Origin of the sequence: Cupriavidus basilensis (genome assembly GCF_000876015.1) — a bacterium.
Lineage (GTDB): Bacteria > Pseudomonadota > Gammaproteobacteria > Burkholderiales > Burkholderiaceae > Cupriavidus > Cupriavidus basilensis_B.
In genome coordinates, this window is sequence record NZ_BBQM01000012.1 from 478,031 (window position 1) to 495,581 (window position 17,551).

Consider the following 17,551-nt stretch of genomic DNA (forward strand, 5'->3'; position numbering starts at 1 on the left):
CTTCACGGCGTCATTCCTCTGTCAAACACGAATCCCTCCAAGGAGCTGACATGGCTGACAAGAACGTTTCCGTACTCAATGACCTCATCGAGGTGTCGCGCGACGGCGAGCAAGGTTTCCGCAAGGCCGCGGAAGACGCGCAGAACCCGGAGCTGAAGTCGCTGTTCTCCAGCCGCGCGAGCGAGATCGCCGCCGCGGTGGACGAGCTGCAGGTGCAGGTGGCCGCGCTGGGGGGCAAGCCGGAGGACCACGGCAGCGTGTCCGGCGCGCTGCATCGCGGCTGGATCAGCCTGCGCACCGCGGTGGCCGACCGCAACGACCTCGCCATCCTCGAAGAAACCGAGAAGGGCGAGGACGTGGCCAAGAAGAAGTACGCGGATGCGCTGCAGGAAAGCGAACTGAGCTTCGACATCCGCGCGCTGATCGAGCGCCAGTACCAGGGCGTGCTGCGCAACCACGACCTGATCCGCGACCTGCGCAACCGCTATCGCGCGGCCTGATGAACGGACCTGTCCGCGCCAGGTGCTACGGCGGCGGCCCGGCCGGACGGCGAGCGCGTGCCGCCGCTCCGGGCGGGCGGCACGGCGCGCCGCCGCCATGCGCGGAGGCGGCGCGCCGGCGCCGTCTGGCATCCCGCCGCAAAGCCCCCTAAGATCAAGATACATCCACCTCGTCCAGGACCAGGCCATGACCAAGCCCGCCGCGCCCAAGCCGCCAGCGCCGCCCCATCCCGCCACGCCGGCACCCGGCGAGGACCAGCAGGAAGACGACCTGGACGAAGCGCTGCGCGAGACCTTCCCCGCCAGCGACCCGATCGCCGTGGACCCCGACCGGCCCGACAAATAAGGCCGCGCTCGAATAAGGCCGCGCTCAGGCCAGCTGCCGTAGCTGGCCGATGACCTTCATCAGTTGCCCGTGGGCGACGATCACGCCCGACTCGTCCTGCAAGGCCTGCTGGTAGCGCTCGCGGAAGGCGGGCTCGCTCTGCGGGCCGAACAGCTTCTCCGCGGCGGCGGCCACGGCGCGGCAGGTCTGGTCGTGGTGCTCGGGAGCCTCCAGCTCTTCGTCGATCTCGATGATCAGCCGCGAGAGCGGGTCCAGCCAGCGGAAATACGGCTCCTCGGTCACTATCTGCACGAACAGCCCGGCCGGGATCGGGCCATACAGGCGCTCGTACTCGGCGCGGCTGAGCATGATCAGTTCCTTGTGCGCCTTGAGCAGCGCGGCGCGCAACGCGCGCAGTCCGCTGCGGCGGTCCTCCTGCCTGGCGAGGAATTGTTCGTTCTGCATATCCCTTCTCCCTGTTCTTGTCGCGCGGCGCGCTCGCCTGCCAGTATAGGCAGCGCCGTCCGGGCGGCGGGAGCGCAGGCAGCGCGGCGCGGCGCGGCGGGACCGGGGCGGCCGCCCGGCGGGTGCGTTCCCCGCCCGCGGCAGCCACCCGGCGGATCAGTGCTGCCCGGCCTTGCGCAGGGCCTTGTTGGCGTACATGGCGGCGTCGGCCTCGGCCAGCAGCGCGGCCACGTCGCCGTGCCGCGCCGGGGCGAGCGCGATCGCGCCCACGCTGAACTCGATGTCGTAGCCACGCGCGGCGCGGCGGTTGTGCGACGCCACGCCGGTGCGCAGGCGCGCCAGCGCGTGGGCGCCGGCCGTGGCATCGGTGCCGGTCAGCAGCGCGACGAACTCGTCGCCGCCCAGCCGCCCGATCACGTCGGAGTCGCGCAGCGCGCGGCGCAGCTCGGTGGCGAAGGCCGCCAGCGCGTAGTCGCCCTCGGCATGGCCGAAACGGTCGTTGACGCTCTTGAAGTCGTCCATGTCGAAGAACAGCAGCGTGGCCGGTTTGCCCAGCCGCTTGCAGACATCGAGCGTGTGCTGCGCCAGCGCGGAGAAGCCGCGGCGGTTCGACAACTGCGTGAGCTCGTCGGTGGTGGCCAGTTGCAGCGCCGCCAGTTCGTGCTCGGCCATGCTCGCCAGGTCGCGCAGCAGGGCGCGGTCGTCGTCGCCGAAGTGGCGCGGCTGCATGTCGATCAGGCACAAGGTGCCGAGCTTGCAGCCGCCCGCCGCCGACAGCGGGCAGCCGGCGTAGAAGCGGATGCCCGGGTCGTCCGTGACCAGCGGGTTGTCGTGGAAGCGCTCGTCGAGCAGCGCGTCGGACACGGTCAGGATGTCGTCGTCGAGGATGGCGTGCCCGCAGAACGAGATGTCGCGCGAGGTCTGGGTGGCCGACATGCCCATGCAGGACTTGAACCACTGGCGGTTGGCGTCGACCAGCGTGACCATCGCGATGGGCACGCCGAACAGGCGCCGCGCCAGCCGCGTCAGGCGGTCGAAGCGTTCCTCGGCGGCGGTGTCGAGCAGGTTGAGGGACCGCAATGTCTGCAGGCGGGTCGTTTCATCGGCGGGAATCGAAGGTACCTTCATGAGGTTTCGGCGACGGAAGTGGGGGCTGGCGGCATGCCGCATGCAGTGATAACGGCGCAATCGGCGCGAAATGTATGCCGGCCGCTTCGATCGCCCGCGTCATCGCGCACGCCCATCTCCTTGCCCGAAGGCCGCCATCCCCGCCGGAGGCAGCCGCCGCGCGGCGCTCAGCAGCGCCGCCGCTCCATCTGGTTGCGCAGGAAGAAGTAGCGTCCCCGGTAATGCTCCACCTCGGGCAGGCGCGCGCTGCGGCGCGCCGCGTAGTCGGCCTCGAGATCGCGCATCTGGCGCGCCAGCGTGGCGCACTGGTCGAGCCCGGCGGTGCGCGCCTGCTCGTTCTGCTCGCGTGCCAGGCGCGCCTGGTAGGCGCGCTCCTCGGCCGCCCGTTTCTTCAGGAACTGCTGGTTGGCCGCCTCGGTGGCCGGTTCCGGGCTGATGCGCGAGAGATTGCCGCCCACCTCGGCGGCCCGCCATCCCGGCGGGCAGGTGGTATCCGTGTAAAGGGTCTTGCCGCCGTCGACGCATTTGCCGGCGTGGGCAACGCCGATGCTCAGGCTCAGGGCGAGCAGGACAAGCCAGTGCCGCATGGGGTCTCCTGTGGGCGCCCCAGCACGGGCGCATCCGGTTGCCGCGGATGGCCGCACGCGCCGGCGCTGTCGCGCGCATCGGTCGCTGCGCGGATTGGTCGCTTTGTCTGTGTTGTCCGCGTGTGGCCTGCCCGGCATTCTTATGCCGCGCATGCGGCTTGTCCAGCCCCGTTGGGCGGCCGCGACACGTTGCGCGGGTGCCGAGCCCGGGTGCCGCCCGGGCGCTCACTTCTCGCCGCCGTCCAGCGTGCCGATCAGGTCGGCCGCCACCGAGCGGCGCGCGTCCGCCGCGCGGAAATAGCGCACCAGCGTCGCCACGCTGGTATGGCCGGTCATGGCCATCGTTTCCGCCAGCGGCACCTGCCGCGCCGCCGCCTCCGTGACGAAACCGGAGCGCAGCGAGTGCGCCGAGAAGTCGCCCTCCAGCCCCGCCAGCTCGCAGCGCTGCCGGACGATCTTGCGCACCGCCGCGGGCGACAGCGCCTCGCCCACGTGCCCGCCGCGGCGCACGCGCCGGAAGATCGCCCCCTCGCTCAGCCCGGCCGCCCGCAGCCAGGCCGCCAGCGCCGCGCCGGCCGCGCCGATCACCGGCTTGGCGTTGTCCGGCAGGTCGGAGCCCGACTGGTTGGTCTTGGACCAGCCCAGTTCATAGACGAATTCGCCCGGCCCGAGCCGCGTCAGGCTGGCCAGCGTGGCGCCGGCCACCTCCGAGCGCCGCCGGCCGCCGCTGGACCACGCGAACAGCAGCAGCGCGCGGTCGCGCAGGCCGATCAGCGAATCGTCGCAGGTAGCCAGCAGCCGCGCCAGCGGCTCGCGCGTCAGCGCCGCCTTGCGCGCCGGCCGCTCTCCGCGCCGGGCATAGGCGCGGCGCGTGCGGGACAGCAGTTCGCGCACCGCCGGGTCGGCGCAGGGGTTGGCATGGCCCTCCAGATGATGCGCCTTGGCGATGACCGCCAGCCGGTGCGCGAGCGTGGCCAGCGCGGGCGGGCCGGCACGGGCCTTGAGCCCGCCGGCGACCAGCGCCGCGTCGATGGCCGGCGGCAGCTCGCATACCGGGCCCTGCGGCGTGCTGCGCGTGGCGTGGTCTACCAGGAACTGGAGGACGACCGCCGGCTGGAGGGGAAGGGCGACCGGCTGGCCGTAGCGCAGGGCGAACCAGCCCGCCCAATAGCGGAGTGCGGAACGATAGCTGGCCACCGTGTTGGCGGATTCGCCTTCGCGGTACAGCGCTTCAGCGGCCTGGCGGCCAAGCGGATCGAGTTCGGACGGACGAAGCGGCGCGGGGAAGTCGACATCGGAAAGGGCGGAAGAAGGATCGGACCGGCCCGCCACGCCTTGCGGCGCGGCATCGGCGGCATTCTTCGCTGCGTTTTCCGGGCTCCGGCCAAGGCTAGGGGGCGTTTTACGGGAAATCATATTAAATATGATGTAAGCTGTATCAAATTATACATCAAGGCAGGATAAGGCGCGATAACTATTCCTTATCGAGCCTTATCTGCTTGTCTGCCGCCAACACCGCCAGGACGATTGCCCAACCATGCAAAACGCCGACTTTCCCGCCGCCACCCGCGCCCGCGCCATCACCCGCGAAGACGTCTGGCAGGCCGCCGACGCCTTGCTGCTGGCCGGCCAGCGCCCGACCATCGAACGCATCCGCCTCCATCTGGGGCGCGGCTCGCCCAATACCGTCAGCCCGCACCTCGACGCCTGGTTCGCTGGCCTTGGCGCGCGCCTGCAGGACCCCCAGGCGTTTGCGGCCCCGGCCAGCCTGCCCGATCCGGTGAACCAGGCGGCCCGCTACCTGTGGGAAGCCGCGCAGGCCGAAGCCCGCGCCGCGGCAGCAGCCGGCTTTGCCGACCGCGAGGCCGCCTTGCGGGCCGCGGAGCAGACACTGGAAACGGAGCGGGGCGCCCTGGCGCAGGAGCGCGCGGTGCTGGAAGCCCGCCTGCAAGCCGCCGACAGCGCGCTGGCCGAACTGGCCCGCGCCCGCGACGAAGCCGGCGAGCGCGCCGCTCGCGCCGAATCGCAATTGCAGGCCCGCGAGGCCGACAACCAGGCATTGCGCGACCGGCTGGCGCAAGCCCAGCAGGAGAAAGACACCCAGCGGACCGAAGCCGCCAGCCAGCGCGCGGCCTGGGATAAGGAGCGCGAGACGATGGCCGAGCGGGCCAGCGCGAACGAGCGCCGCATGGCGCTGGAACTCGATGCCGCGCGCGTGGCGGCGAAAGAAGGGCAGCGACTGCTGGAGGGCGAACGCCGCGCGGCGCAACAGAAACTGGCCGAAGCCGCGGACGCCGCCGCGCGTCAGGCCGGCGAGGCGACGCGGCTCGGCAATCTGGTGGCGGTGCTGGAAGAACGGCTCAGGCAGCAGGAGGGGATGCTGACGGAATACCGGCAGTTGCTGGAGAGCCGTGGCGGTGCTGTGCCGGAGACCCAGCGCGCGGTGCGGCCGGGTGTGGCAAGGAGTCGTCAGTTACGGGCGGCTAGGGCGCCACGGGTGAAGATTTGAGGGCGACTCTGTATAAAGCAAAAAATTAAGATTGAATCGTAAGATTCTGATTTATATATGGATTTATAAATATCTAACGTATCACATCAGAAGGCATCGGAACCCCCTTGTCCACCACGCCATGCGTGGGCAGGCTACAGCATGCGTGCGGGCACGCGGGAACAAACTCGATCTGCGCCGAGCGCGAAGGCAGGCCAGCGATCGGCACGTTATAGGAATCTCCCGGCTCCACGACGTGAACGCGGTCGACCTGAAATCCTCTGATGGCCAGAAATCGCCCAATTGTCTCTGCCCGGCCCTTTGCGAGCGACTTGCCCGCCCGCTCGCTGGCGTCTGCATGACCGTAGATACCGAAGTCGCTGTAGTTCGGGTAATGCACTTTCAGGTCCGCGAGCCAGCCGCCAAGGCGAAGAGCATTTTCGGCGTCGAGCGCCGCGGAATTGTCCGGGAAAACAAGGTCCAGACCCTGTGCCGGGCTACATGCGAGCGCCGCTGTTGTCATGCAACTGGCGACCATTGCGAGGATATTATTCAGAGCAAACGACATAGCCGGCGATGTTATCCGCATTTACAAGAGTCCTTGGATCTTTAGCATTGGCCATTTTCTTCGCGGTCAAAGTGGAATACCAAGGATCGCGCGAACCAAATACGTCATCGAAGTGAGAGACCTCATGCACTAAGGTCAGCAGTTGAGAGTCGAATAGCGGATGACGGTGGCGCAAAGTGCAAAAATCCAATCGGATGGCAATAGTATGGGTAGCCGTGTCCGGCGCGCAAACTTCTGCAACAGCGCCTGGACTTTCCGGGCGAGAGACACATCCCACCGTACGCATCGCCTCGTAGGAATATCGGATGAAGTTGGCCGGGCCTAGAATCGCTAGAACGTGCCGCATCCTTTCTAGTCCCGAGGAAATGGCAGAACGGGCTTCCTGATCTGCCATGCCAAACCAGGTCCGAAACCACTCCTGATCGGAGGCATTCCATCGTGCCAGTTGTTGGACTCGCTCGTTTACGAGGCCAAGCGCTTCATCACGAAGTATCAGGATATGCTTGCGAAAGTCCTCATTGCTCATGTTCGGGCAGATCAGATCCGGGTGATCTCTCAGGTTGCCGGACTCGTCTTCCGTAAATTTTTCACTGGTTGCTGGCCTGTAAGTACTTGGCACCCCTTTGGGCTGGCCGAGATCGCTCCGAATATTGACAGCAACGACAAAGCTGTTTTGCGAAGGAATGACCAGCGCCTTGTCTTTGCACTGGCACATCACTCTAGCTCCCAGGACAAGAATCTTACGCCCGTCCGTGAGCGTGAAGGAGGGAGATACATCATTCAACACTGGCCCACCTACATTGCAAACCGGGCAGGTAGCAAAATCCCCCTCTGCGGCGACAGGGACGCCGTGGTGGCTGAAGGTTGACACGGTTGAAATCAGCACTCCGTTATTGGCTGTCCTGTCCCCATGTTTCAACACCTCCCGCATGTCGCTCACATTCGTCTCCGCTATCTCGCTACACATCGAGGATGGATGCGTAGGATCTAATTTTCGTAAGAAATTAGAAACCCCGCACTAAGATTTTCTCCCATGTCGCAGAATGCTGCTGTTTTGGTACTATTTGTTGCGCTTTGGGTGTGGACGGAATGTAAAGGTAAGTGAAATCTGAGTTGAGGCGGGCAGGATATTTGGTATTGCCAAATAATTTAAATGCTTCTGCCTCATTTTTCGATTTCGAAAAATAGAAGATTAATCTGATCTGTATGGGGGAGGCGAGAGGCAATGGGCCTTCCTATGGCGAATAGAGAACCATTCGGGAGATGGTTCCCATGCCAGCACTACTGACTAGTATTGAAAACCCAGCTTCTCGCCAGTTTCAATCCAGATGCTTATAAAAAAACGTCGTCCCGCAAAACGCCCCGTCCGGCATCAGGGCATATTTCGGCACGGTGCCCACCGCTTCCCATCCCGCCCTTTGATATAGCCGCTCGGCGTCGCCGCCGGTAACGGTATCGAGCACCAGCACGGTCTTGCCTTCCGCGCGCGCCACCGCGTCGACGGCCGCCATCAGCCGCTGCGCAACCCCGCGGCGGCGTGCCCGGCGGTGGACCAGCAACTTGGCAACGTCGGCCCGATGCGGCTGGTTGTCGGGCTGGGCAAGGATCAGTTGCACGGTGCCGAGGATGCCGCCGTCGTGGTCTTCGGCGACCAGCAGGGCGCGTTCCTCGCGCGAAACGCCCTCGGCCACGCCGCGCCAGAATGCCTCGGCCTTGTCGCGCGGCAGCGGCAGCATGAAGCTGACCGAGGCGCCGCCTTCGACACAATCGACCAGCACGTCGGCCAGGGCCGGCACGCTGGCCGCCGCTTCGTCGGCGCCGAGCCGGCGCACGCGGACATCGTCAGTCATCTGTTTCTCCGTGGCGGTGAAACCTCAAGTCATTTCCAGAAATGACCTGCAACCTGCTGATTAAAATGCGATTTACTGCGAATCAACCATTCCGCAGCAAATGCTTCTGGATCTTGCCGCTGGTGGTCTTGGGCAGCGCGTCGAGCAGGTAGTAGCGGCGCGGACGCTTGTAGGCGGCCAGCCGGTCGCCGTGCACGAGGAAGGCATCGAGCACTTCGGCGCCGATCTCGGCGCCGGGCTTGGCGACCACGTAGGCGGTGACGATGTGGCCCCAGGTTTCGTCCGGCTCGCCGATCACGGCGGCTTCGAGCACGCCGGGGTGTTCGATCAGCGCATCCTCGACTTCGCGCGGGTACACGTTCTCGGCGCCCGAATTGATCATGTAGTCGATGCGGTCGCGTACCCAGAGATAGCCGTCTCCGTCCAGGCTGCCGAGGTCGCCGGTGTGGTACCAGCCGTAGGCGAGGGCGCGCTCGTTGGCGTCCGGGCGGTTGAGGTAGCCGGCCATCATGCACGGCCCGCGCACCAGGATCTCGCCGACTTCGCCGGGCGCGCACGGTTGGGACGGGTCGGTGGGGGCGCCGTCGTCGCTCAGGGCGGCCACCACGAGGTCGTGGTTGAGCGAGGGCAGGCCGGCCGAGCCGGCGTGGCTGAGTTGCTCGTGCGGATACAGCACCGACATGCACGGCCCCATCTCGGTGGTGCCGTAGACCTGGACCAGGCCGGCGCCGATGGTGCGGTCCCACTCGCGGATCAGGTGCGGCGCCATCGACGCGCCGCCATACTCGACCAGCCGCAGCGAGGACACGTCGCGCGTGCTGACGTCGGGGTGGTGCAGCATCATGGTGATCATGGTCGGCGCGGCGAAAAAGTGCGTGACCTTTTCCTGCTCGACCAGCGCCCATGCCTCGCCGGCGTCGAAGCGGCGCAGCAGCACCTGCGTGGCGCCCAGGTGCAGGCGCGGCAGGAAGCTGGTGTGCAGCTCGGCGGTGTGGTTGAGCGGCGCGATCGACAGGCCCACGTCCTCGCGCGACAGCGTCATGACCTGATGCATCATCGCGTTGTGCGCCAGCTTGCTGCGGTGGGTGTGCAGCACGCCCTTGGGCCGGCCGGTGGTGCCGCTGGTGTACATCAGGATGCAGGGATCGTTCTCGTCCACCGCGATGCCGGGCGCGTGGTCCGGCTGCGCGGCGGTCAACGTGTCCAGCCGGTGGGTGGCGAAAGCCGGCGCGGGGCCGGGATCGGCATAGATCCAGTGCGTGGTGCCGGGCACCAGCTCGGCCGCCTTTTGCACCACGGACGCGCCTTCTTCCTCGAACAGCAGCGCGCGGGCCTTGCCGTCTTCGAGAATGAACGCCAGCTCCTGCGCCGCCAGCCGGTAGTTGACCGGGTTGAAGATCGCGCCCACGCGCGCCACCGCCAGCATGCTGAAGACGAAGGCCGGGGTGTTGTAGAGGAAGGCCGCTACCACGTCGCCGTGGCCGATGCCGATCGACCGCAGCGCGTGGGCATGGCGGTTGACCTCGGCTTCCATCTCGGCATAGGTCCAGGCGCGGCGCGCGGCGCCCATGCCGGCGACCAGCGCGGTCTTGCGCGGCAGGTAGCGCGCGGGCCAGGAAAGGGTGTCGCTCAGCGTAAGGACGTGACTCAAGGCAATGCTCCGACGGCGAGAAAAGGGAAAAAAGGGGGAAACCGGGCGGCATGGCGCCGGCCGGTCAAAACCCTCGAATATAAGCGGCGGGCCGCTTTTTGGGAAATAACCAATCGCATTGTGCATATGCGCGGTGGCCGGGGTTGCCGCCCGCCAGCGTTGATATGGCGCATATGGCATGCCGTGCGGGCAAGCCGCGCGCAACCACTTGGCGCAAGACCGCCGGCTGGCCCGGGGCGCACAATCGTAGCGACCGCCGGCCCGCCCGGCCGCCCGCCAAGACCGTCCACCAAGACCGCCCATGAAAGACACCTGCCAGGACCTGCTGGTCGAATACCGCGAGCTCGACGCGCTGGCCGCGTCCCTGAACGCCGCCCAGTGGCGCCAGCCCGGCGCCTTCTACGGCTGGAGCGCGTGGGACGAGATCGCTCACCTGTGCTACTTCGACCAGACCGCGCTGCAGTCCGCCACCGAGCCCGAAGCCTTCCTGCGCGGCGCGCAGGCGCTCGGCGCGCTGATGGCGGCCGGCGGCCATATCAGCGCGGTGGCGCGCGAACAATACGGCCACCTCGACGGCCCCGCGCTGCTGGCGTACTGGCGGCCTGTCCACGAACGGCTGGCGGGTACGCTGGCGGCGCTGGACCCCAAGGCCCGGCTGCCCTGGTACGGTCCGCCGATGAGCGCGCGCAGCTTTGCCACGGCGCGCCTGATGGAAACCTGGGCGCACGGACAGGATGTATGGGATACCGTCGGCCGCATACGCCAGCCCACGGCGCGGCTGCGCCATATCGCCCATATCGGCGCCACCACCTATGGCTGGACCTTCGTCAACCGCGGCGAGGCGGTGCCGGGGCCGGCGCCCCATGTCGCGCTGACCGCGCCGGACGGCCAGACGTGGACCTGGAATGACCCGCAGCCGGACAACTTCGTGCGCGGCAGCGCCGAGGATTTCTGCCTGCTGGTGACGCAGCGCCGCCACCTCGACGACACCGCGCTCGCATACAGCGCGGGCCCCGCGCAGATGTGGCTGGCGCAGGCGCAGTGCTTCGCCGGCCCGCCCGCCACCGGCCCGGCGGCCGGCACGCGCGTGGTGCGCGCGGCGCGGGCCGGGTGAACGGCCCCGCCCTGGCGCTGGCCGCGCAGGCGGGGGCGCCGCTGGCCATCGCGCAGGCAGCCGGCATCGACGCCGCCCTGCGCGCGTGCAGCGCGGACCCCGGCGAGACCTGCCTGTCCGAGCACGCCTTCGCCAACCTCTATCTGTTCCGGCAGGCGCACGACTACCGTTTCGTCGCCGGCAGCCATCCGCGCGTCACCGGCCTGACCTACGACGGCGCGCGCCACGTGCTGCCGCTGTTCGCGCTCGACACCGCGCCGCGCGCGCTCCTGCAGGCGCTGCTGCGCGGGCACGACTGCTTCTACCCGCTCTCCGCCGCGCAGGTGGCGCGGCTCGATCCCGCCGTGTTCAACTGGAGCGCGGTGCGCGCCGATGCCGACTATCTCTATCCAGCCGCCAACTTCGCGGCCTACCGCGGCACTACGCTGTCCAGGAAGCGCAACCTGATGAAGCAGCTGCTGGCCGCGCATGCCGTCACCGCGCGGCCTTATCACGCCGGGCTGGCGCGGCAGGCCATGACTGTCCATGCGCAGTGGATGGCGGCCAAGCGCAAGGCGCAAGGGGAGGCCGACGACGCGCCGTGCGCCGAGGCATTGCGCGAGGCGGAGCGGCTCGGCCTGGAAGGCTTTCTCTACGAAGCAGGCGGCCAGCCGGTCGGTTTCGTGCTCGCGCAGGAGATCCGCCCGGCCGTGTTCGCCATGCGCTTCGCCAAGGGGCTGGATGCGTACAAGGGCATCTACCAGTACATGTTCCACCACTTCTGCACCGCCTTTGCGCGGCCGGTGGCGTGGCTGAACTTCGAGCAGGACCTCGGGCTGGACAACTTCCGCCAGACCAAGCAGTCGTATGCGCCCAGCGCGCTGCTGCCCAAGTACCGGGTCACGCTGCGCACGGACTGACTCGCGCGCACGCTCCAGCCGCTGCCGCCACAGCCACAGCCGCAGCCGCAGCCCGCGCAGCAACAGCCAGTTCTCGCAAGACCCGCGCCAGGGCCGCCCCTACCATGCTTTCAAGCCGGCGCGCACCCGCGGCGGATCGTCAAGCACATTGCTCATGGCCCATATCGAATCCAGAATTTCACCGACCAGCGAAACCGCCCAGGCCAACCGCGCCGGCATGCTGGCGCTGCTCGACCACATCCGCGCGTTCGAGCAGCGCGCCGCCGACACCTCCGCCGCGTCGCGCGAGCGCTTCGAGAAGCGCGGCCAGCTGCTGCCGCGCGAGCGGCTGGCGCTGCTGCTGGACCCGGGCGCGCCGTTCATCGAGCTGTGCTCGCTGGCCGGCCTCGGGCTGGACAACCCGGACCTCGACAAGAGCGTGCCCGGCGGCGGGCTGATCGCGGGCATCGGCGTGGTGTCGGGCATCCGCTGCATGATCAGCGCGTCGGACTCGGGCATCAACGCCGGCGCGTTGCAGCCCAAGGGGCTGGACAAGCAGTTGCGCGTGCAGGAGATCGCGCTGGAGAACAAGCTGCCCTACGTGCAACTGGTGGAAAGCGCCGGCGCCAACCTGATGACCTACAAGGTGGAGGACTTCATCCGCGGCGGCAACCTGTTCCGCAATCTCGCGCGGCTGTCCGCCGCGGGGCTGCCGGTGGTCACGGTGACGCACGGCTCGTCCACGGCCGGCGGCGCCTACCAGACCGGTTTGTCCGACTACATCATCATGGTGCGCGGCCGCTCCCGCGCGTTCCTGGCCGGCCCGCCGCTGCTGATGGCCGCCACCGGCGAGGTGGCCACCGAGGAAGAACTCGGCGGCGCGGTGATGCACACCAGCGTCTCCGGCCTGGGCGACTACCTCGCCGAGGACGACCGCGACGCGCTGCGCATCGCGCGCGAGATCCTCGGCAAGATCGACTGGCCGCGCGAGCAACCGGCGCCGCGCGCGTTCAAGCCGCCGCGCTATGACGCCGAGGAACTGCTCGCCATCATGCCGATGGACCACAAGCGGCCGGTGGACATGAAGGAGGTCATCGCCCGCATCGCCGACGATTCGGACTTCCTGGAATTCGGCGAGAACTATGGCGGCGCCACCGTCTGCGGCCATGTGCGCATCGAAGGCTGGCCGCTCGGCATCATCACCAACAACGGCCCGATCGATCCGGCCGGCGCCACCAAGGCCACGCACTTCATCCAGGCCTGCTGCCAGTCGCGCACGCCCATCCTGTACCTGAACAACACCACCGGCTTCATGGTGGGCCGCAGCTACGAGGAAGGCGGCATCATCAAGCACGGCTCCAAGATGATCCAGGCCGTGAGCAACGCCACCGTGCCGCAGATCACCATCTACTGCGGCGCGTCGTTCGGCGCCGGCAACTACGGCATGTGCGGGCGCGGCTTCCACCCGCGCTTCTGCTTCTCGTGGCCCAACGCCAAGACCGCCGTGATGGGCGGCGAGCAGGCCGCGCGCACGATGGCCATCGTCTCCGAGGCGGCCATGAAGCGCAAGGGCGGGGAGGTGGATGCGGCGCAGCTCGAAGCGTTGCAGAAAGGCATCGTCGAACGCTTCGACCGCCAGATGAGCGTGTTCGTCACCAGTGCCCACGTGCTGGACGACGGCGTGATCGACCCGCGCCACACGCGCGCCGTGCTGGCCGGCGTGCTGGCCGTCTGCCGCGAGGGCGACGCGCGCGCGCCGCAGGCCATGCAGTTCGGCGTGGCCCGGCCCTGAACCGCGCAGCCGTCGCACCGTCACAGCACATCCACCGCACGCCATCCATCCGATACCAGATACCGCATACCAGGAACCGGAACATGCAACTCACCCCCGAACACGAGGCGCTGCGCGCCACCATCAAGCGCTTCATCGCCGAGCAGGTCAATCCGCACGTGGACGCCTGGGAAGAGGCCGAGATCTTCCCCGCGCACGAGGTCTTCCGCAAGATGGGCGCGCTCGGGCTGCTGGGCCTGTCCAAGCCGGAAGCCGACGGCGGCGCCGGGCTCGACTATTCCTACAGCGCCGTGCTGGCCGAGACGCTGGCCGACGTCAACTGCGGCGGCGTGCCGATGGCCATCGGCGTGCAGACCGACATGGCCACGCCCGCGCTGGCCCACCACGGCAGCGACGAAGTCCGGCGCGAGTTCCTGGCGCCGGCCATCAGCGGCGAGTACGTGGCCTGCCTGGGCGTGTCCGAGGTCGGCAGCGGCTCGGACGTGGCCTCGATCAAGACCACCGCCCGCCGCGACGGCGGCGACTACGTCATCAACGGCGGCAAGATGTGGACCACCAACGGCACCCAGGCCGATTTCTGCTGCGTGCTGGCCAACACCTCCGAAGGCGCGCCCCATCGCAACAAGACCCTGATCGTGGTGCCGATGAACACGCGCGGCGTGTCGGTTGCCAAGAAGATCCGCAAGATCGGCATGGACTCGTCGGACACCGCGCAGCTGTATTTCGACGACGTGCGCGTGCCGCAGCGCTGGCGCATCGGCGAGGAAGGCATGGGCTTCACCTACCAGATGGAGCAGTTCCAGGTGGAGCGGCTGTGGGGCGCGCTGAACACCTGCGGCGTGTGCCAGAAGGCCATCAACCTGACCATCGACTACACGCGCGAGCGCAAGGCGTTCGGCCACTCGATCCTGGACAACCAGTGGGTCCACTACACGCTGGCCGAGCTGCAGACCGAGGTGGAAGCGCTGCACGCGCTGTGCTGGCGCGCCGTGGAGACGATGGTGCGCGGCGAGGATGCCACGCGCCTGGCCACGATGGCCAAGCTCAAGGCCGGGCGGCTGGTGCGCGAAGTGTCGGACCGCAGCCTGCAGTTCTGGGGCGGCATGGGCTACGTGATGGAAAGCCCGGTCTCGCGGATCTTCCGCGACGGACGGCTGACTTCCATCGGCGGCGGCGCGGACGAGGTGATGCTGCAGATCCTGTGCAAGTTCATGGGCACGTTCCCGCAGGGCAGGTAAGCGCGGCGCGCACGCCGGCCTCGCGCCCGCCGGGCGCGGCGCCGGATCGAGAGAACACCATCCACACCGGGGCACCATGAAGTCCACGCCATTCCACAAGATCCTGATCGCCAACCGCGGCGAGATCGCGCTGCGCGTGATGCGCAGCGCCGCCGCGCTCGGCTACCGCACGGTGGCGGTCTATTCCAGCGCCGACGCCGGCGCCCGCCACGTGGCCGAAGCCGGGCAGGCGGTGCACATCGGCGAGGCCGCGCCGGCGCAGTCCTATCTGCGCATCGACGCCATCCTCGACGCCGCGCGCCGCACCGGCGCCGACGCCATTCACCCCGGCTACGGTTTCCTGGCCGAGAACGCCGCGTTCGCGCGCGCGTGCCGCGAGGCCGGGCTGGTGTTCATCGGCCCGTCGCCCGAATCCATCCTGGCGATGGGCAACAAGGCCGGCGCCAAGCGCCTGATGATGGCGGCGGACGTGCCCTGCATCCCTGGCTACCAGGGCGAGGACCAGAGCGACGCGCGGCTGGCGGCGGAGGCCGCGCGCATCGGCTTCCCGGTCATGATCAAGGCCACCGCCGGCGGCGGCGGACGCGGCATGCGGCTGGTGCCGGACGCGCGCGCGTTCGCCGAACTGCTGCGCAGCGCGCGCTCCGAGGCGCTGGGTGCCTTCGGCGACCCCGAGGTGATCCTCGAGCGCGCCGTGGTGGAGCCGCGCCACATCGAGATCCAGGTCCTGGCCGACCGCCACGGCAACGCCATCCACCTGGGCGAGCGCGACTGCTCGGTGCAGCGCCGCCACCAGAAGCTGATCGAGGAAGCGCCGTCGCCGGCGGTGAGCGCCGAGCTGCGCGCGCGCATGGGCGCCACCGCCGTGGCCGCGGTCAAGGCCATCGGCTACGAAGGCGCGGGCACGCTGGAATTCCTGCTCGACCGCGACGGCAACTATTACTTCATGGAGATGAACACGCGGCTGCAGGTGGAGCATCCCGTGACCGAGGCCATCACCGGGCTGGACCTGGTGGCGCTGCAACTGCGCATCGCCGCCGGCGAGCCACTGCCGCTGACGCAGGAAGACGTGCGCCTTGCCGGCCACGCCATCGAGGTGCGCCTGTGCGCCGAGGATGCGCAGCAGGGCTTCATGCCGCAGAGCGGCACCGTGGCGCTGTGGCAGGCGCCGCCCGCGCTGCGCACGGAGCACGCGCTGTGCAGCGGCGCGGCCATCCCGCCGTACTACGACTCGATGATCGCCAAGGTGGTCAGCCACGGCGCCGACCGCGACGAAGCGCGCCGCCGGCTGGCGCGCGGGCTGGAAGACCTGGTGGCGCTCGGCGTGACCACCAACCAGGCCTTCCTGGGCCGCTGCCTCGCGCATCCCGCGTTCGCGGCGGGCGAGGCCACCACCGCCTTCATCGGCCTGCACCAGGACGCGCTGCTGCGCGAAGACCCGGCGCGCCGCGCGCGCACCGCGGCGCTGGCGGCGCTGCTGCTGTACGAGACCGCGCCGGGCCGCGTGGCGGGCGCACCGGCCGCCAGCCTGGCGCCGGCGCTGCCGATCGGCCTGCGCTACCGCGTCGGCGGTGCGGAGCATCAGGCGCGGCTGGCGTTCATGGGCGCCAGCCGTTTCGACATCACCGTGGGCGAGGCCCGCCATGCTTTCGAGACCATCGCGCTGGGCGAGCATTCGGTGCGCTTCGCCTGCGACGGCGTGACCGAGACCGCCATCTTCCACCGCGACGGCGACACGCTGCTGCTGCAATACGACGGCGAGCCGGCGCGGGTGCGGGACCACACCCGCGCCGCCGCCGAGCGCGCCGATGCCGGCGCCGGCGACGGCAAGCTGCGCGCCTCCATGAACGGCCGCGTGGTCAACGTGATGGTGGCCGCCGGCGACCGCGTGGAAGCCGGCCAGCCGATGGTCACGCTGGAGGCCATGAAGATGGAGCACATCCACGTGGCTCCGGCCGCCGGCCGCGTGGGCGCGGTGCACGTGCAGGTCGGCGACCAGGCCGCCGCCATGCGCGTGATTGCCGAGATCGAATTCGAAGCGCGCGCCGCCTGAGCGCCGCCATTCCGGGAGACCACCCATGAGCGAAGCCGACACCCCGGCCGTCCTCCACGACAGGCGCGGCGCCGCGTTCTGGATCACCATCAATCGGCCCGACAAGCGCAACGCGCTCAACCAGGACGTGATCGCCGGCATCCGCGCCGGCTACCGCGCCGCGCACGCGGACCCGTCCGTGCGCGCCATCGTGCTGACCGGCGCCGGCGACAAGGCCTTCTGCGCCGGCGCCGACCTCCAGCCCGGCAAGGGCTTCGCGTTCGACCTGTCCCGGCCCAACCTGGACTATGCCGACATGCTGCGTGAGTCGCAGCAGGCCACGCTGCCGACCATCGCCCGCGTCAACGGCACCTGCATGGCCGGCGGCATGGGCCTGCTGTGCATGACCGACATGGCCGTGGCCGCGGACACCGCGCTGTTCGGCCTGCCCGAGGTCAAGGTCGGCGTGTTCCCCATGCAGGTGCTGAGCCTGCTGCAGGCGCTGGCGCCGCCGCGGCTGGTGCGCGAATGGTGCATCGGCGGCGAGCCGTTTACCGCCGCCGAGGCCCGGGCCGCCGGCCTGCTCAATTACCTCGCCGCACCCGGCGAGCTGGATGCGCGCACCGACTGGCTCGTGGCCCGCGTGGCCGACAAATCGCCCACCGCCATCCGGCGCGGCAAATATGCCATGCAGGCGATGGCCTCGATGAGCTTCGGCGAGGGCATTGCCTACACGGAAAGCCAGATCGCGCTGCTGGCCATGACCGAGGACGCGCGCGAAGGGCTGGCCGCCTTCAACGAGAAGCGCAAGCCGGTGTGGACCGGCAAGTGACCGCATGGCGGCATAGCGATCTGGCGACATGGCGGTATGACAGCGTGACGACATGACCATGCCGGCGGCGACCGGCAGCTTGCGAGACAGGGGACATCGCGTA

Annotated in this window: 17 protein-coding genes; 9 read left to right on the forward strand and 8 right to left on the reverse strand. The window is 68.8% G+C overall.

The features are described from left to right. Positions 1–50: 50 nt before the first annotated feature. Together KF708C_RS09920 and KF708C_RS35560 are read left to right on the forward strand one after the other, a co-directional pair. Entirely contained in the window at positions 51–500 is a 450-nt protein-coding gene (locus tag KF708C_RS09920; protein WP_059411637.1) for a PA2169 family four-helix-bundle protein, read from the forward strand. 187 nt (positions 501–687) lie between these two features. Continuing rightward, positions 688–846, forward strand: a complete 159-nt coding sequence (locus KF708C_RS35560) for a hypothetical protein (RefSeq protein ID WP_156173771.1) — start codon at positions 688–690, stop codon at positions 844–846. Positions 847–870: 24 nt separating this feature from the next. On the opposite strand, the gene KF708C_RS09925 is transcribed toward KF708C_RS35560, so the two are convergent. The 4 genes from KF708C_RS09925 to KF708C_RS09940 form a co-directional block, all read right to left on the reverse strand. Beyond that, the gene (locus tag KF708C_RS09925; RefSeq protein ID WP_059411638.1) at positions 871–1,290 is read right to left on the reverse strand and encodes a hypothetical protein; all 420 of its coding nucleotides are present in this window, start codon (positions 1,288–1,290) and stop codon (positions 871–873) included. A 156-nt stretch (positions 1,291–1,446) separates the two neighbouring features. Next, entirely contained in the window at positions 1,447–2,418 is a 972-nt protein-coding gene (locus KF708C_RS09930; RefSeq protein WP_059411639.1) for a sensor domain-containing diguanylate cyclase, read from the reverse strand. A gap of 167 nt (positions 2,419–2,585) precedes the next feature. Then, positions 2,586–3,005, reverse strand: a complete 420-nt coding sequence (locus KF708C_RS09935; protein ID WP_059411640.1) for a DUF4124 domain-containing protein — start codon at positions 3,003–3,005, stop codon at positions 2,586–2,588. Between the two features lie 225 nt (positions 3,006–3,230). Further along, positions 3,231–4,421, reverse strand: coding sequence for a tyrosine-type recombinase/integrase (locus KF708C_RS09940; protein ID WP_082079488.1), 1,191 nt, complete (start codon positions 4,419–4,421; stop codon positions 3,231–3,233). A 121-nt stretch (positions 4,422–4,542) separates the two neighbouring features. Here KF708C_RS09940 and KF708C_RS09945 point away from each other — a divergent pair, with 121 nt between their 5' ends. Further along, the gene (locus KF708C_RS09945) at positions 4,543–5,514 is read left to right on the forward strand and encodes a DNA-binding protein (RefSeq protein WP_059411642.1); all 972 of its coding nucleotides are present in this window, start codon (positions 4,543–4,545) and stop codon (positions 5,512–5,514) included. A 73-nt stretch (positions 5,515–5,587) separates the two neighbouring features. Here the strand turns inward: KF708C_RS09945 and KF708C_RS34450 are convergent, their stop codons facing one another. The 4 genes from KF708C_RS34450 to KF708C_RS09955 form a co-directional block, all read right to left on the reverse strand. Then, entirely contained in the window at positions 5,588–6,061 is a 474-nt protein-coding gene (locus KF708C_RS34450) for an OmpA family protein (RefSeq protein ID WP_197090329.1), read from the reverse strand. Beyond that, positions 6,042–6,992, reverse strand: a complete 951-nt coding sequence (locus KF708C_RS34455) for a M35 family metallo-endopeptidase (RefSeq protein ID WP_231586448.1) — start codon at positions 6,990–6,992, stop codon at positions 6,042–6,044. Before KF708C_RS34455 ends, KF708C_RS34450 begins: the two co-directional genes overlap by 20 nt. 388 nt (positions 6,993–7,380) lie before the next feature. After that, complete coding sequence (locus KF708C_RS09950; RefSeq protein ID WP_059411643.1) at positions 7,381–7,911, reverse strand: GNAT family N-acetyltransferase; 531 nt, start codon at positions 7,909–7,911, stop codon at positions 7,381–7,383. Between the two features lie 82 nt (positions 7,912–7,993). Beyond that, positions 7,994–9,562: a fatty acid--CoA ligase gene (locus tag KF708C_RS09955; RefSeq protein WP_059411644.1), complete on the reverse strand. Its 1,569-nt coding sequence runs from the start codon at positions 9,560–9,562 to the stop codon at positions 7,994–7,996. Positions 9,563–9,863: 301 nt separating this feature from the next. Here KF708C_RS09955 and KF708C_RS09960 point away from each other — a divergent pair, with 301 nt between their 5' ends. From KF708C_RS09960 to KF708C_RS09985, 6 genes are all read left to right on the forward strand, one after another. Beyond that, positions 9,864–10,676: a TIGR03084 family metal-binding protein gene (locus KF708C_RS09960; RefSeq protein WP_059411645.1), complete on the forward strand. Its 813-nt coding sequence runs from the start codon at positions 9,864–9,866 to the stop codon at positions 10,674–10,676. Beyond that, entirely contained in the window at positions 10,673–11,575 is a 903-nt protein-coding gene (locus KF708C_RS09965) for a phosphatidylglycerol lysyltransferase domain-containing protein (RefSeq protein ID WP_197090331.1), read from the forward strand. Before KF708C_RS09960 ends, KF708C_RS09965 begins: the two co-directional genes overlap by 4 nt. Positions 11,576–11,729: 154 nt before the next feature. Further along, complete coding sequence (locus tag KF708C_RS09970) at positions 11,730–13,346, forward strand: acyl-CoA carboxylase subunit beta (RefSeq protein WP_059411647.1); 1,617 nt, start codon at positions 11,730–11,732, stop codon at positions 13,344–13,346. 83 nt (positions 13,347–13,429) lie between these two features. Beyond that, positions 13,430–14,584, forward strand: a complete 1,155-nt coding sequence (locus KF708C_RS09975; protein WP_059411648.1) for an acyl-CoA dehydrogenase family protein — start codon at positions 13,430–13,432, stop codon at positions 14,582–14,584. 76 nt (positions 14,585–14,660) lie between these two features. After that, positions 14,661–16,637 (forward strand): acetyl-CoA carboxylase biotin carboxylase subunit, encoded by a 1,977-nt coding sequence (locus KF708C_RS09980; protein ID WP_059411649.1) that lies wholly within the window; start codon positions 14,661–14,663, stop codon positions 16,635–16,637. A 25-nt stretch (positions 16,638–16,662) separates the two neighbouring features. Continuing rightward, complete coding sequence (locus tag KF708C_RS09985) at positions 16,663–17,448, forward strand: enoyl-CoA hydratase/isomerase family protein (RefSeq protein WP_059411650.1); 786 nt, start codon at positions 16,663–16,665, stop codon at positions 17,446–17,448. The last annotated feature ends 103 nt before the right edge of the window (positions 17,449–17,551 follow it).